Annotated in this window: 15 protein-coding genes; 7 read left to right on the plus strand and 8 right to left on the minus strand. The window is 68.6% G+C overall.

Annotated features, from left to right (window positions below; all coding sequences use genetic code 11):
• The first annotated feature begins 66 nt into the window (after positions 1-66).
• A complete protein-coding gene (gene dapD / locus LPB142_RS01830) occupies positions 67-894 on the plus strand; it encodes a 2,3,4,5-tetrahydropyridine-2,6-dicarboxylate N-succinyltransferase (protein ID WP_068766318.1) in 828 nt (275 codons plus the stop codon).
• A 53-nt stretch (positions 895-947) separates the two neighbouring features.
• Here the strand turns inward: dapD and LPB142_RS01835 are convergent, their stop codons facing one another.
• Positions 948-1580 carry a hypothetical protein gene (locus LPB142_RS01835; protein ID WP_068766317.1) on the minus strand — a complete coding sequence of 211 codons (633 nt, stop codon included), beginning with the start codon at positions 1578-1580 and terminating at the stop codon, positions 948-950.
• Between the two features lie 104 nt (positions 1581-1684).
• Between LPB142_RS01835 and LPB142_RS01840 the strand changes: the two genes are divergently transcribed.
• Entirely contained in the window at positions 1685-2038 is a 354-nt protein-coding gene (locus tag LPB142_RS01840; RefSeq protein WP_068766525.1) for a hypothetical protein, read from the plus strand.
• Between the two features lie 74 nt (positions 2039-2112).
• The gene (locus LPB142_RS01845; protein ID WP_068766316.1) at positions 2113-3372 is read left to right on the plus strand and encodes a lytic murein transglycosylase; all 1260 of its coding nucleotides are present in this window, start codon (positions 2113-2115) and stop codon (positions 3370-3372) included.
• Here LPB142_RS01845 and LPB142_RS01850 read toward each other — a convergent pair.
• Positions 3369-4052 (minus strand): NnrU family protein, encoded by a 684-nt coding sequence (locus LPB142_RS01850; protein ID WP_071165332.1) that lies wholly within the window; start codon positions 4050-4052, stop codon positions 3369-3371. The two genes, LPB142_RS01845 and LPB142_RS01850, sit on opposite strands and share 4 nt — an antisense overlap.
• A gap of 81 nt (positions 4053-4133) precedes the next feature.
• Here LPB142_RS01850 and LPB142_RS01855 point away from each other — a divergent pair, with 81 nt between their 5' ends.
• Positions 4134-4697, plus strand: coding sequence for a DUF4202 domain-containing protein (locus LPB142_RS01855; protein ID WP_071165333.1), 564 nt, complete (start codon positions 4134-4136; stop codon positions 4695-4697).
• Here LPB142_RS01855 and LPB142_RS01860 read toward each other — a convergent pair.
• The 4 genes from LPB142_RS01860 to LPB142_RS01875 form a co-directional block, all read right to left on the minus strand.
• Positions 4694-5557: a DMT family transporter gene (locus LPB142_RS01860; RefSeq protein WP_071165334.1), complete on the minus strand. Its 864-nt coding sequence runs from the start codon at positions 5555-5557 to the stop codon at positions 4694-4696. The genes LPB142_RS01855 and LPB142_RS01860 overlap by 4 nt on opposite strands.
• Before the next feature lie 92 nt (positions 5558-5649).
• Positions 5650-5937 (minus strand): HU family DNA-binding protein, encoded by a 288-nt coding sequence (locus tag LPB142_RS01865; RefSeq protein ID WP_068766312.1) that lies wholly within the window; start codon positions 5935-5937, stop codon positions 5650-5652.
• Between the two features lie 154 nt (positions 5938-6091).
• Positions 6092-7567 carry an AMP nucleosidase gene (locus tag LPB142_RS01870; protein WP_071165335.1) on the minus strand — a complete coding sequence of 492 codons (1476 nt, stop codon included), beginning with the start codon at positions 7565-7567 and terminating at the stop codon, positions 6092-6094.
• Positions 7564-9366 (minus strand): adenine deaminase, encoded by a 1803-nt coding sequence (locus LPB142_RS01875; protein WP_071165336.1) that lies wholly within the window; start codon positions 9364-9366, stop codon positions 7564-7566. Before LPB142_RS01875 ends, LPB142_RS01870 begins: the two co-directional genes overlap by 4 nt.
• 75 nt (positions 9367-9441) lie before the next feature.
• On the opposite strand from LPB142_RS01875, the gene LPB142_RS01880 reads away from it, so the two are divergent.
• Entirely contained in the window at positions 9442-9744 is a 303-nt protein-coding gene (locus LPB142_RS01880; RefSeq protein WP_071167085.1) for a SelT/SelW/SelH family protein, read from the plus strand.
• Complete coding sequence (locus LPB142_RS01885) at positions 9741-10577, plus strand: SDR family oxidoreductase (protein WP_071165337.1); 837 nt, start codon at positions 9741-9743, stop codon at positions 10575-10577. The genes LPB142_RS01880 and LPB142_RS01885 overlap by 4 nt, the downstream gene beginning before the upstream one ends.
• Here LPB142_RS01885 and LPB142_RS01890 read toward each other — a convergent pair.
• Positions 10538-11797: an MFS transporter gene (locus LPB142_RS01890; RefSeq protein WP_071167086.1), complete on the minus strand. Its 1260-nt coding sequence runs from the start codon at positions 11795-11797 to the stop codon at positions 10538-10540. The genes LPB142_RS01885 and LPB142_RS01890 overlap by 40 nt on opposite strands.
• 133 nt (positions 11798-11930) lie before the next feature.
• Here LPB142_RS01890 and LPB142_RS01895 point away from each other — a divergent pair, with 133 nt between their 5' ends.
• Entirely contained in the window at positions 11931-12518 is a 588-nt protein-coding gene (locus LPB142_RS01895; RefSeq protein ID WP_071167087.1) for a glutathione S-transferase family protein, read from the plus strand.
• Here the strand turns inward: LPB142_RS01895 and LPB142_RS01900 are convergent, their stop codons facing one another.
• Complete coding sequence (locus LPB142_RS01900) at positions 12519-13646, minus strand: NAD(P)/FAD-dependent oxidoreductase (RefSeq protein WP_071165338.1); 1128 nt, start codon at positions 13644-13646, stop codon at positions 12519-12521. It abuts the gene before it with no gap.
• Positions 13647-13681: the final 35 nt, after the last annotated feature.

Genomic DNA, 13681 nt, shown 5'->3' on the forward strand with positions numbered 1-13681 from the left:
TACCTTTCCACTATAGAAGGAAGCCCGTAAAAGCCACTTGAAACCTATTTCAGAGGGAGCCCCTTCATGCCCTATTCCGCGCTCGAAGCCGCCATCGACGTCGCCTGGGAAACCCGCGACACGATCACCCCGCAGACCAAGGGCGCGACCCGCGAGGCGATCCTCGACACGCTGAACGCGCTCGACAGCGGCAAGCTGCGGGTGGCCGAGCGGCTCGAGGACGGCACCTGGCATGTCAACCAATGGGCCAAGAAGGCGGTGCTGCTCGGCTTCCGGCTGAAGGACATGGAGCTGCAATCGGGCGGGCCGCAGGGCAGCTCCTGGTGGGACAAGGTCGACAGCAAATTCGCCGGCTGGGGCGAGGCGGAATGGAAGACCGCGGGCTTCCGTGCGGTGCCCAACTGCGTCGTGCGCCGCTCGGCCTATATCGCGCCGGGCGTGGTGCTGATGCCCTCCTTCGTCAACCTCGGCGCCTATGTCGGCGAGGGCACGATGGTCGACACCTGGGCGACGGTGGGCTCCTGCGCGCAGATCGGCAAGAACGTGCATCTCTCGGGCGGCGTCGGCATCGGCGGCGTGCTCGAGCCGATGCAGGCGGGCCCGACGATCATCGAGGACAACTGCTTCATCGGCGCGCGCTCCGAGGTGGTCGAGGGCTGCATCATCCGCGAGGGCTCGGTGCTCGGCATGGGCGTCTATATCGGCAAATCGACCAAGATCGTCGACCGCGAGAGCGGCGAGGTCATGTATGGCGAAGTGCCGCCCTATTCGGTCGTGGTCTCCGGCTCGATGCCCTCGAAGAACGGCATCAACCTCTATTGCGCGGTGATCGTGAAGCGCGTCGATGCGCAGACCCGCTCGAAGACCGGCATCAACGAACTGCTGCGCGACTGATCGCGGCCGCATCGGATGCGAAAGGCCCGCCCCGGTGGCGGGCCTTTTTCATGTCAGTCGCAGAAGATCCACAAGGTGCACTGCTGTTTCAGCTGGACCTCGGTGACGAAGGCCGGGCCCAGATCGGGTTCGGGGTCGAGGAAGGTGGCGACCGGGATCACCAGGCTTGCCTCGGTGCCATCCTCGGACAGGGTGCCGGTGGTCGAGGTGATCTTGTAGGCCCGGATATGGAAGCTGAAGGAATGGCCCGCCAGCGCGGCGCGGATCATGTCCTCCATTCCGCCGAGGTCTTCCGGATCGGGTTTCTTGCCATTTTTCGAGAGTTCGGAAAAATCGAACGTGATGCGGATGTGATTGTCGTCCACCCGCTCAAATCGGGCCGCGGCGGCGGGGTCGAAATCGTTCTGCCCGATCTGCGGCGCGCCCTGCTCCAGCAATTTGGCGATCGTCGTTTCGCCATGGGTGCGGCAGGTGAAGTCTTTCTTCGTCAGGTTCGCCTCCCCCCCCGGGCAGGCGTCCGCGGGGCTTTTGCCCATCATGTCGAACAACTCGCGTGCAAAACTCGTCTCGACCCCGCCCTGCATCGTCTCGCCATCGCTGAAATCCATCGTCACATCGGCGTCGATACAGGCCGAGAGCATCATCAGACCGGCCAGCGCCGGCAGAACGGGCGAGAGAAAACGCATTGCGGAAATCCTTGTCACAATCATGGTCGCGCCTAGAAAGCACCGATCCGCTCTTGACTCAATCGCCGATGCAGGCGAGGCGGGGGCAAATGCCGGAGGCCGCGATGTCTGACACACCCGAAAAACCCGCCAAGGTGAAGCGCCCGCAGCAGGTCTATACCCTGCTCGTCGAGGTCGGCCGGCATGACAATGACGGCCTGCCCAAGGGCGCGACCGGGGCGGGGATCCTGTGCTATGCCTCCGGAGTCGACGAGGCCGAGGCCGTGCGCGAAACCGTCGCGATCCTGAAACAGGCCGATCTCGCGCCGCTCGATGTGACCGGCTACGGCACGATCGCCGAGCGCGAGGCCCAGGGCGAGGAGATCGACGCCGAGGAGCGCGAGCTCGCGCAGCGCGCGCTCGATGAAAACTCGGTCATCGTGGTGCAGATGACGCCCTTCTTCGGCGAAGATCGGTAACCCCGCGCGCGCCTCGGTTGTGCGCGCGCCAAGGCCTGCTACACTGTTTCGAAATAACGAACAGCGAGCAGGCCATGACCATCCTCAAACCCATTCTCACTCTCTCCCTCGCCGCCTTTGTGGGCCTGAGCGCCTGCGGCGGGCCGGGGGCGGGCGCCAAGACCAGCCCCGGTGCGCAGATGATCGACGAAATCCCGCCGGCGGACCCGGCGACCGAAGCCGCCTTCCAGAGCTGGCTCGCCGCCTTCAAGCCCCGCGCCATGGCCGCCGGGATCACCGAGGCGACCTGGGCGCGCGCCACCGCCGAGATCCGCTACAACCCCAAGGTCATCGAGCGCGACCGCAATCAGGCCGAATTCACCAAGGCGATCTGGGATTACCTCGACAGCGCCGCCTCCGATACCCGCATCGAGACCGGCCGCGAGATGCTGCGCAGCCATGCGGCGCTGCTGCGCGAGATCGAGGCGCGCTACGGCGTGGAGAAGGAGGTCGTGGTCGCGGTCTGGGGGATGGAATCGAACTTCGGCAACCGCCGCGGCTCGACCCTGATCCTGCCCGCGCTCGCCACGCTCGCCTATGACGGCCGGCGCGGCGCGTTCTTCGCCAGCCAGTTCCTCGCGGCGCTCCAGATCATCCAGGCGGGCGATACCGATGCGCGGCACATGACCGGCTCCTGGGCGGGCGCGATGGGCCACACGCAGTTCATCCCGACCTCCTATCTCGCCTTCGCGGTCGATTTCACCGGCGACGGCAAGCGCGACATCTGGTCGGACAACCCCGCCGACGCGCTCGCCTCGACGGCGGCCTATCTCGCGCGCTCGGGCTGGGCGAAGGGCCAGCCCTGGGGGGTGGAGGTCACGCTGCCGGCGGGCTTCAACTACGCGCTGAGCGGCAAGGGCACGAAGAAGAGCCCGGCGGAGTGGGCGGCGCTGGGCGTGCGCGCGGCGGGCGGCGGCACGGTGGGCAATTACGGCCCCGCCTCGATCTTGCTGCCGGCGGGCGCGCAGGGGCCCGCGCTGATGATCTTCGGGAACTTCCGGGCGATCTCGCGCTACAACAACGCCGACGCCTATGTGATCGGGGTGGGCCACCTCTCCGACCGGATCAAGGGGCAGGGGCCGTTCCTGCACCCCTGGCCGCGCGACGCGAATGCCCTGACGCTGGTCGAGCGGCAGGAGCTGCAACGCCGGCTCACCGCGCTGGGCTATGATACCCAGGGCGATGACGGGATCATCGGGCCGAACACGACCAACGCGATCCTCGCCTGGCAGCGCGCCAATGGCCGCGAGGCCGATGGCTACCCCTCGCGCAAGCTCCTCGAGGCGCTGCGTTAAGGCGCGGGCGAGAGGCCGATCACCGGCGCATGCAGATGCCAGAGCGCGGCCCAGATCAGGGCCGCGAGCACGAGGCGGGTGAGCGAGGGCCCCCGCCGGGGCCGCCAGCGCCCGCTCAGTAGCGCCGCGAAGGGCAGAGCCGAGCTGCGCGCGGCGCGGCGGTCGAACTCGGCCGCGCCCCAGAGCCGGCGCTTGCGCGTCTCCATCGCCCGCGCGCCGCTCGCCGAAAAGACGGCAAACGCCCCGAAGAGGATCACATGCGCCAGATCGCCATTCGCGATCAGATGCGCGCCCGACCACAGCAGTAGCGCCCACAGAAGCGGCTGGCGCACGACGCCCACGATACCGGGGCGCTCCGGGTCGAAGCCCGCCGCGCGGCCCTCGAAGGCGAAGGGATTGGCCGCGCCGACCCCGAAAGTGCCGAGCGCGATCGCCAGCGGCATCACCAGGTTGACCATCCAGCGCATCCAGCCCGCCTGCGCCCAGAGCTCGACATAGGGCGCGCGCCCGGCGGCGAAGATCAGCCAGAAAAGGAGCGCCGTCGAGCCGAGGCTGAAGGCCCAGACCCAGCCCCGCGGCCCGAAAAGCGCCACCGCGCGCGCCTTCAGCCGCGGGTTCGCCGGGATCAGATGCGAGGCCATGAACGCCGCCCACGCGAGGATGAATTCTGCCCAGGCCATGCGCCGCCCCTCCTTGCACCCGCCTGCGATACGCGAAAAGATGGGCGCCAACCTTGACCAAAATCACCCGGGATCGCCGCCATGACCAGCCCCCTTGCCCGCGCGCTCGCCGCGATCGACGAAGCGAACGCCGCCGACCCGGCGCGCGAGGAGGGCCAGCCCGCCGCGCGGCTTTATGGCGAGCGGATGAGCGCCGAACTCGCGCGGCTCTTCCCCGATGCCTCCGAGGCGCTGCAGATCGCCGCGCGCGGCCAGCATATCGAGCGCTGGCTCCTGCCGCGGGCCGATTACCCCGAGGGCCGGGCGGGCTATCTCGACTGGCGCCGCGAACAGGGCCGGCGCCACGCCGAGCGGGTGATGGGGATCATGCGCGCGGCGGGCTATGACGACGCGGCGGTCGAGGCCGCGGGGCGGATGCTGCGCAAGGAGGGGATCAAGCGCGACCCGGAGGTGCAGGCGCTCGAGGATGTGATCTGCTTCACCTTCCTGCGCCACTATTTCGCGCCCTTCGCGCCCAGCCAATCGCCCGAGGCGCTCCTGAAGATCGTCGAGAAGACCGCGCGCAAGATGTCGCCCGAGGGGCGGGCGCGGGCGCTGGCCGAGTTCGCCCTGCCCGAGCCCTTCGCAGCGGCCTTCCGCGATTAAGCCTGTTTGGAGAGCTGCACCGCCAGGATGCCGCCCGCGATCACCGCCACGCCGAGGAGATCGAGCGCGCCGAGCCGCTCGCCCAGCACGAGCGCCGCGATCGCCACGCCGAAGAACGGGTTGAGGAAGTGGAAGGTCGCGGCCTTGACCGCGCCGATCCGGCCGACGAGCTTGAACCAGACCCAGGTCGCGAGCACGCCGGGGATCAGCGTGGTGTAGAGGAAGGCCCAGACGAGCCGCGCGCTCCAGGTGACTTCCCAGGTCTCGATTGCGGCCGAGGCCGAGGCGAGGATCGCGGCGCCGACGAACATCTGCAAGCCCACGATCATCATCACATTGCCGCCCGAGGCCGCGCCGCGCACGCTCAGCGTGGCGATCGAGAGCGCCAGCGCGCCGGCGAAACACAGCGCCATGCCGACCGGGTCGACCCCGCCCGAGAGCCGCGCGCCCATGATGATCGCGACGCCCACGACCCCCGCGCCCAAGCCCGCCACGCCGAGCGGCCGCACCCGGTCGCCAAACACCGCCCAGCCGAGCCCCGCCACCATCAGCGGCATCGTCGAGGCGATGATCGAGGCGACCGAAGCCTGAACCCATTGCATCGCAACGAAATTCAGCCCGAGGTAAAGCGCGTTCTGGCAAAGCCCGAAGATCAGCGTCGCGCGCCATTGCGCCCGGCTCAGCCGCCAGCTCTGGCCGACCGCGAGCGCGATCCCCACCCCGATCAGCCCGGAGACGAGAAACCGCAGCGCCAGCGCCGCCATCGGCGGTGCATCTGCGACGATCATCCGCGCCGAGGTGAAGGCCGAAGACCACATCAGCGCGAAGGCCAGCCCCATCGCGATCGCCTTGAAATCCATCCCGTTCCTTTCCGACCAAAGAAAAAGGCCGCCCTGTTCGCAGGGCGACCCTATCCTGTTGCACAGCCCCCGCAAGGGGGCGCGCGCCCCGATCAGGCGTTGACGCTGTCTTTCAGCGCTTTCGCGATCGTGACCTTGACCTGCTTGTCGGCCGGCTTCGTCTTGGTTTCGCCGGTGGCCGGATTGCGGACCTGACGCTCCGGGCGGGCCTTGCAATAGACCTTGCCGATGCCCGGCAGGGTGACCGCGCCACCCTGGGCGACTTCGGCGGTGATCACATTGGCGACGGCGTCCAGCGCGGCCGAAGCGGTTTTCTTGTCCGAGCCCATCGCATCGGCCAGCGCGGCCACGAGTTGGGTCTTGGTCATCGGTTTCGACATCGATATTCCTCTCGCTTGCCCCTTATGCCGGGGCGAATTCAGGCCGTGTCGCACGGCTTCGTCCGCCTCTAACACACGCTTTTCAAGGCCAAGGCAAGCCTTTTTCGCCCGGATGGTCGGGATTTCGCCGCCCGGTTCACGCCGCGCCGCGGCGTCAGAGGAAGGCGGTTTCCTCGAAACTGCGCAACTTCCGGCTGTGGATCCGCTCGAGCGGCATCTCGCGCAGCTTTTCCATCGCGCGGATCCCGATCCGCAGGTGATTGGCGACCTGCGTGCGGTAAAATTCGCTCGCCATGCCGGGCAGTTTCAGCTCGCCATGGAGCGGTTTGTCCGAGACGCACAGAAGCGTGCCGTAAGGCACCCGGAAGCGGAACCCGTTGGCCGCGATCGTGGCGCTCTCCATATCGAGCGCGACGGCGCGCGACTGGCTGAGCCGATGCACCGGGCCGGATTGGTCGCGCAGCTCCCAGTTGCGGTTGTCGATCGTGGCGACGGTGCCGGTGCGCATGATCCGCTTGAGCTCATAGCCCTCGAGCCGCGTGACCTCCGCCACCGCCTCCTGCAGCGCGACCTGCACCTCCGCCAGCGCCGGGATCGGCACCCAGACCGGCAGGTCGTCATCGAGCACATGATCCTCGCGCAAATACGCATGGGCGAGCACGAAATCGCCAAGGCTTTGCGAGTTGCGCAGCCCCGCACAATGGCCGACCATCAGCCAGGCATGCGGGCGCAGCACCGCGATATGGTCGGTCGCGGTCTTCGCATTCGAGGGGCCAACCCCGATATTGACCAGCGTGATGCCGTTCCCGTCGGGGCGCTTGATATGATAGGCGGGCATCTGCGGCAGCTTCGCGAGCGCCGGGATCGGCGCGCCCGGATCGGTGATCTCGCAATTGCCCGGCGCGACGAAGGCCGAGTAGCCCAAGGCGGGGTCGGCGAGCATCTCGCGCGCGATCTTCTCGAACTCATCGACGTAGAACTGATAGTTCGTGAAGAGCACATGGTTCTGGAAATGCTCGGCGGCGGTCGCGGTGTAATGGCTCAGCCGCGCGAGCGAATAATCGACCCGCTGCGCGGTGAACGGCGCCAGATGCCCCGAGCCATCGGGGTTCGGGCCCGCCACGCCGTTGACGATATCGTCGTTCATCGTCGCAAGCTCGGGCACGTCGAAGACATCGCGCAGCGAAAAGCCCAGGACCCCCTCTTGCGGCACGCTGACCTCGGGATGCGCGGCCACCGCGAAATGCACCGGGATCGGCGTCGCCGAGGCGCCGACCTGCACCGGCACGCCATGGTTGCGGATCAAGAGCCCGAGCTGTTGCACGAGATAATTGCGGAAGAGATCGGGGCGGGTGATCGTCGCCGCATAGACCCCGGGCAGCGCGACATGGCCGAAGCTGAGCCGCGCATCGCCCTTCAGATGCGAGGCGACGGCGACCCGCACCTCGGGGTAAAACGCCCGAAACCGCGCCGCCGGCCGGCCTGCGGCGAGGGTTTCGTTGAACTTCTGCAAGAGAAACCCGGTCGCCTCGGCATAAAGCGCCTCGAGCCGCGCCACCGCCTCATGGGCATCGGTGAAGAACTCCGGCTCGCGCGGGTGCGGGGTCAGGATCGTCAGCGCATCCCTCATTCGAAGAGCTCCGTCAGCTCGAATCGCGTCACATCGACAAGCCCCAGATCCGAGATCCGGATCTCGGGGATGACGACGAGCGCGAGGAGCGAATGTTGCATATAGGCGTTGTTGAGCGCGCAGCCGCACTCGGCCATCGCCGCGACCATCCGCCCCGCGGCGGCGGCGACTTCGGCTGCGGGCGCATCCGACATCAGCCCCGCGATCGGCAGCGCCACCGAGGCGATCTCGGCGCCGTCCTTCCAGACGCTGATACCGCCGCCCATCTCGCCCAGCCGGTTTGCGCAGGCCGCCATCATCTCGCGGTCGGTGCCGACGACGATCATGTGGTGGCTGTCATGGGCGACGGTCGAGCCGATCGCCATCCGCCCCGTGTAGCCAAAGCCCGAGACGAAGCCGTTGACCACGGCGCCGGTGCCGCGGTGGCGCTCGACCAGCGCGATCTGCGCCAGATCGCGCGCGGGGTCGGCCTCGACGCGCCCGTCGCGCACCTCCATCTCGGCGGTGAGCGCCTTCGTCGGCGCCTGATTCTCGATCACGCCGATCACCCGCGCGGTAACGGTGTTGGCCCCCTCGGGCGCGGTGATCGCGAAATCCTCGGCCCCGAGCCGGCGGCCCAGATGCACGGTCCGGCGCGCACTCTCGGGCCAGTCGTAATGCGGGCAGTGGGCCAGGAGCTTGCCGCCCTCGGCCACCACGCGCCCCCGCGCGATCACCATCTCGACCGGCAGCGTCGCGAGATCCGAGGTCAGGATCAGATCGGCCCGCCGCCCCGGCGCGATGCTGCCCAGCTCGCGCTCGAGGCCGAAATGGCTCGCGGTATTCACCGTGCACATCTGCAAGGCCACAAGCGGCTCGGCCCCGCAGGCCACCGCATGGGCGTAGACGCGGTTCATATGCCCCTCGTGGACCAGCGTGCCGGAATGGCAATCATCGGTGCACAGGATGAAATTGCGCGGGTCGAGGCCCTTCTCGGTCACCGCGGTGATTTGCGTCGCGACATCATACCAGGCCGAGCCGAGCCGCATCATCGCCCGCATCCCCTGCCGCACCCGCGCCACCGCATCGGCCTCGCAGGTGCCCTCATGGTCATCGGCCGGCCCGCCCGCCGCATAGGCGCGAAACGGCGCGCCGAGATCGGGGCTGGCGTAATGCCCGCCGACGGTCTTGCCCGCGCGCTGCACCGCCGCGATCTCGGCCAGCATCTTCGGATCGGCATTCACCACGCCGGGGAAATTCATCATCTCGCCGAGCCCGATGATCCCCGGCCAGGACATCGCCTGCGCGACATCCTCGGGGGTGATCTCGAAGCCCGTGGTCTCGAGCCCCGGCGCCGAGGGCGCGCAAGACGGCATCTGGGTGAAGATGTTGACCGGCTGCATCAGCGCCTCGTCATGCATCATCCGCACGCCCTCGAGGCCGAGCACATTGGCGATCTCATGGGGGTCGGTGAACATCGTCGTCGTGCCATGCGGGATCACGGCGGCCGCGAATTCGGCGGGCGTCAGCATCCCGCTCTCGATATGCATATGCGCATCACAGAGCCCCGGCACCATGTAGCGCCCGCGCGCCTCGATCACCTGCGTCTGCGGCCCGATCGCGGCGGAGAGGTCGGGCGCGATCGCGGCAAAGCGGCCCTCGGCCACCGCGATGTCATAGCCCTCGAGCACCTCGCGGCTTTGCACGTTCACCCATCTGCCGCCCCGGATCACGAGATCGGCCGCCGCGCGCCCCGCCGCCACCGCGATCAGACGCGGCGCCGCTTCGGGCCATGATTTCAAAGTATATTTCTGGTCCATGTCTCAGGGTGCCACCGCCGCCCGCGCCGCGCAAGTGACGTTGTGATGACCGCCGCCCCGCGCTATCGTCGCGCCATGACCGAGGCACACAAACCCCGCATCACGATCACCTATTGCACCGGCTGCAACTGGCTTCTGCGCGCCGGCTGGATGGCGCAGGAGCTCCTTTCGACCTTCGGCGAGAGCCTGGGCGAGGTCGCGCTCGTGCCCGGTTACGGCGGGGTCTATGAGGTGCGGGTCGACGGCGAACTGATCTGGGAGCGAAAGCGCGACGGCGGTTTCCCCGAGGCGCGCGAGCTGAAACAACGGCTGCGCGACGTGATCGAGCCGGGGCGCGGCCTCGGCCACAACGACCGCAAGACGGGAGAGGGCGCATGAAGACGCTGCTGAGCCTCGGGCATGGCTATTCGGCGCGCGCGCTCGGGCGGCGGCTGCTGGCGCAGGGCTGGCGGGTGATCGGCACGACCCGCACCGCCGAGGGCGCGCGCGCGCTTGCCGCCGAAGGGGTGGAGGCGCGGATCTGGCCGGGCGAGGATCTGCCCTTCGCCGAGGCCACGCATCTGCTCAGCTCGATCGCGCCGGGGCCCGCGGGCGACCCGGTGCTCGCCGCCCATCGCGACGCGATCGCGGCGGCGCGGTTTGAGTGGGTGGGCTATCTCTCGACGGTCGGTGTCTATGGCGATCACGGCGGCGATTGGGTCGATGAGGAGACGCCCCTCACCCCCGCCACCGCGCGCGGCCGCGCCCGCGTCGCCGCCGAGGCCGAGTGGCAGGCGATCCCCGGGCTCGCGCCGCATATCTTCCGCCTCGCGGGGATCTATGGCCCCGGGCGCGGCCCCTTCCAGAAGGTCATCGACGGCACCGCGCGGCGGATCGTCAAACCCGGCCAGGTGTTCTCGCGCATCCATGTCGCCGATATCGCGGCGGTGCTCGAGGCCTCGATCGCGCAGCCGAACCCGGGGCGCGTCTACAACGTTTGCGACGACGAACCCGCGCCGCCCGAGGATGTGCTCGGCTTTGCCGCCGAGCTTCTCGGCCTGCCGGTGCCGCCCGAGGTGGCCTATGACGAGGCCGCGATGAGCCCGATGGCGCGCAGCTTCTACGCCGAGAGCAAGCGCGTCTCGAACGCCCGGATCAAGGCCGAGCTCGGCGTGCGGCTCCTTTACCCCGATTACCGCGCGGGGCTGAGCGCGCTCGCGCAGGAGGGCTGATCCATCGGCCGCTCGCGCACCGGCAGATGCACGAGCGCCGAGAACGCGCCGACGCCCACGCCCACCCACCAGACCATCGTGTAATTGCCGTAGATGTCATAGAGCTTGCCGCCGAGCCACACACCGAGGAAGGCGCCGATCTGGTGGCTGAGGAAGACAAAGCCGTAAAGCGTGCCCATGTAGCGCAGCCCGTAGATATAGGCGACAAGCCCCGAGGTGAGCGGCACCGTCGCGAGCCAGAGCGCCCCCATCACCAGCGAGAAGATGAGCACCGTCGCGGGCGTCATCGGCACGAGGATGAACACCGCCGCCGCGATCGTGCGCAGCGTATAGACCCCGGCGAGCAGGTATTTCTTCGACCAGCGCTTGCCCGCCCAGCCCGCCGCGATCGAGCCCGCGATATTGGCCAGCCCGATGACCGAGATCGCCGCCGCGCCGAGCGCCGATTGCGTCGAGATCCCGACCGCGGCGAGCATGCTGCCCGGCGGCACCGCGCCGCACATCTCGGTGATCATCGCGGGGAAATGCGCGGTGATGAAGGCGAGCTGATAGCCGCAGGAGAAAAAGCCGAGGAAAATCAGCGTGTAGGACGGGTCGCGGAAGGCGCGCACCAGCACCGTGCCGAGGCTTTCCTCGAGCTCGGCGCGGCTCGCGCGGGCCGGGCTGCGCAGCATCGGCAGGGCAAAGAGCGAGGCGAGGATCACGCCCGCGAAGATCACGAACACCGTCTGCCAGGGGAAGGCGCCCAAGAGCATCTCGGCCACCGGCGCGCCAAAGACCTGCCCCGCCGAGCCCGCCGCGGTGGCGATGCCGAGCGCGAGCGAGCGGTTCTCATCCGAGCTCGCGCGCCCGACCACCGCGAGGATCACCCCAAAGCCGGTGCCCGCGATGCCGAAGCCCACGAAGATCTCGAGCAGGTCGTGCTGCCAGGGCGCGGTGGCGAAGGCCGAGAGCACCAGCCCCGCCGCATACATCAGCGCCCCCACGATGATCGCGCGCCGGTCGCCAAAGCGCTCGGCCAGCGCGCCGAAGATCGGCTGACCGATCCCCCAGGCGAGGTTCTGGATCGCGATGGCGAGCGAGAACTCCGCCCGCGGCCAGCCGAATTCCGCCGCGATCGGGATCTGGAAGACGCCAAAGGAGGCCCGCACGGCGAAACTCAGCATCAAGATGATCGCGCCCCCGATCAGCACGGGGGTGAACAGGCGGGCTTTGGTCATGGCGCTCTCCGAGGTCAGGAGCGACACTTCGCCACGCCCCGCCGCCCCCGTCAACGGCGCGATTGTTCCCGGAACAATCACCTTGCGCGCCGCCCGAGGCCGTGGCCCAATGGACCGAAACGGGGAGGTGATCATGTATACCGTCATCGGCACCGGGCGCTCGCGCGCCTTTCGGGTCTTGTGGATGCTCGAGGAGCTCGGCCAGCCCTATGAGCATGTCAACGCCGCGCCGCGCTCGGAGGGGGTGACGGCGGTCAACCCGGCGGGCAAGGTGCCGGTCTTGATCGTCGATGGCACGCCGGTGCTCGATTCGACCGCGATCGTGCAGTTTCTGGCCGACCGCCACGGCGCCTTCACCCACCCCGCCGGCACGCTCGCCCGCGCCCGTCAGGACAGCCTGACGCAATTCCTGCTCGATGAATTCGACGCCGCGCTCTGGCTCGCGGCGCGCCATACCTTCGTGCTGCCCGAGGAGCTGCGCGAGGCCGGGATCAAGAATTCGCTGCGCTGGGAATTCGAGCGCGCGCAACATACGCTGGTGGCGCGGATGGGCGAGGGGCCGTTCATCATGGGCGCCGAGATGACCGTGCCCGATATCTTGCTCGGCCATTGTCTCGACTGGGCGCTGGGCGCGAAATTCCCGATCGTCGAGCATCGGCTGAGCGAGTTCCAGGCGCAGATGCGGGCGCGGCCGGCCTATCAGCGGGCCGCGGCGCGCTGATCAGCGATAGGCCTTGAGGTAGTGATTCTCGAAGGCGCGCTTGAGCCAATGGAGCGGCTTGAGCGCGGGCAGCACGAGGTTGATCCGCCCGCGGCGGAAGACGAGCATCCCGCTGTCGAGCGAATCCATGATGCAGATCAGCTCCGGCGTGAAGCGCCGCGACGGCGCCTTGCCGGCGAGGAGATCGGCGATGTTGTCGGCCAGCGCCTTAGCTTGCAGATCGGCCTGGTGGGCCTGTTTGGGCAGCCAGTCGGGGCCCGGGAAGCTGCCCGCATCGCCCGCCACCCAGACGCCCGGGCGGCCGACGACGCGGCACAGCTCATCGCCCTGGATCATCCCGCCCGGCGAGAGCGGCAGGTCGGTCTCGGCAAACCAGGCAAGGCCGGTCATGCCGGGCTGGAAGAGGATCAGATCGGCCGCGATCTCGCCGCCCTCGGTGACGATCTTGCCCGGCTCGATCCGCACCATCTTGTGGCCCAGATGCGTGGTCACCCCGCGCCGGCGCATCTCGGCGAGGATCCCGTCGACGGCCTTTTCGCCCAGCCGCTGCCCGGGCCGGGGCGAGGGCGAGAAGAACACGAAATTGAACCGCTCGCGCCGGCCCTGTTTGCGCAGGAGGGTGTCGAGGATGAAGAGATATTCGAACATCGGCCCGCCGCGGATCGCGCCCGGCTCGTTCGGGTTGGTGGCCATGCCGATCGCGATCGTGCCGCCATCGAGCGCCGCGAGCCGCGCCGCGATCGCCTCGGCGGAGGCGATGCCCTCGCAGGGGATGATCGCATTCTCGATCCCCGGCAGCTTGCGCAGGAACCGCCCGCCCGTCGCGATGATGATGTGATCGGCCTCGACCGGGCCCTGATCGGTCTCGACGACCCGCGCGGCGGCGTTCAGCCCGGTGACGGTGGCGGCCAGATGGGTGACGTTGTGGCGCGCGAAGAACCGCCCGAGCGGCAGCTTCAGCCCCTCCGCCGTGCGCAGCCCTGCGGGCAGCCAGATCGTCGAGGGCAGGTAATGCAGCGCATCGCGCGGCGAGATCACGGTGATCTTCGCGCTCACCCCGCGGCGGCGGAGCTGGCGCACAGCGGTCAGGGCGGCAAAGCCCGAGCCGAGAATCGCGATATGGGTCATGGCACCGCCCTCATATATTCAATGAATGGTATGTA

This window comes from Rhodobacter xanthinilyticus, assembly GCF_001856665.1.
Classification (GTDB): Bacteria; Pseudomonadota; Alphaproteobacteria; order Rhodobacterales; family Rhodobacteraceae; genus Rhodobacter; species Rhodobacter xanthinilyticus.

Excerpts from the sequence above, each read along its gene's own strand:
- LPB142_RS01870 (WP_071165335.1), bottom strand. The coding sequence starts at position 7,567 with ATGAGGGATGCGCTGACGATCCTGACCCCGCACCCGCGCGAGCCGGAG.
- LPB142_RS01835 (WP_068766317.1), bottom strand. The coding sequence starts at position 1,580 with ATGCGTTTTCTCTCGCCCGTTCTGCCGGCGCTGGCCGGTCTGATGATG.
- LPB142_RS01855 (WP_071165333.1), top strand. The coding sequence starts at position 4,134 with ATGACCAGCCCCCTTGCCCGCGCGCTCGCCGCGATCGACGAAGCGAAC.
- LPB142_RS01840 (WP_068766525.1), top strand. The coding sequence starts at position 1,685 with ATGTCTGACACACCCGAAAAACCCGCCAAGGTGAAGCGCCCGCAGCAG.
- LPB142_RS01890 (WP_071167086.1), bottom strand. The coding sequence starts at position 11,797 with ATGACCAAAGCCCGCCTGTTCACCCCCGTGCTGATCGGGGGCGCGATC.
- LPB142_RS01865 (WP_068766312.1), bottom strand. The coding sequence starts at position 5,937 with ATGTCGAAACCGATGACCAAGACCCAACTCGTGGCCGCGCTGGCCGAT.
- LPB142_RS01885 (WP_071165337.1), top strand. The coding sequence starts at position 9,741 with ATGAAGACGCTGCTGAGCCTCGGGCATGGCTATTCGGCGCGCGCGCTC.
- LPB142_RS01880 (WP_071167085.1), top strand. The coding sequence starts at position 9,442 with ATGACCGAGGCACACAAACCCCGCATCACGATCACCTATTGCACCGGC.
- LPB142_RS01845 (WP_068766316.1), top strand. The coding sequence starts at position 2,113 with ATGACCATCCTCAAACCCATTCTCACTCTCTCCCTCGCCGCCTTTGTG.
- LPB142_RS01850 (WP_071165332.1), bottom strand. The coding sequence starts at position 4,052 with ATGGCCTGGGCAGAATTCATCCTCGCGTGGGCGGCGTTCATGGCCTCG.
- LPB142_RS01900 (WP_071165338.1), bottom strand. The coding sequence starts at position 13,646 with ATGACCCATATCGCGATTCTCGGCTCGGGCTTTGCCGCCCTGACCGCT.
- LPB142_RS01895 (WP_071167087.1), top strand. The coding sequence starts at position 11,931 with ATGTATACCGTCATCGGCACCGGGCGCTCGCGCGCCTTTCGGGTCTTG.
- LPB142_RS01875 (WP_071165336.1), bottom strand. The coding sequence starts at position 9,366 with ATGGACCAGAAATATACTTTGAAATCATGGCCCGAAGCGGCGCCGCGT.
- dapD (WP_068766318.1), top strand. The coding sequence starts at position 67 with ATGCCCTATTCCGCGCTCGAAGCCGCCATCGACGTCGCCTGGGAAACC.
- LPB142_RS01860 (WP_071165334.1), bottom strand. The coding sequence starts at position 5,557 with ATGGATTTCAAGGCGATCGCGATGGGGCTGGCCTTCGCGCTGATGTGG.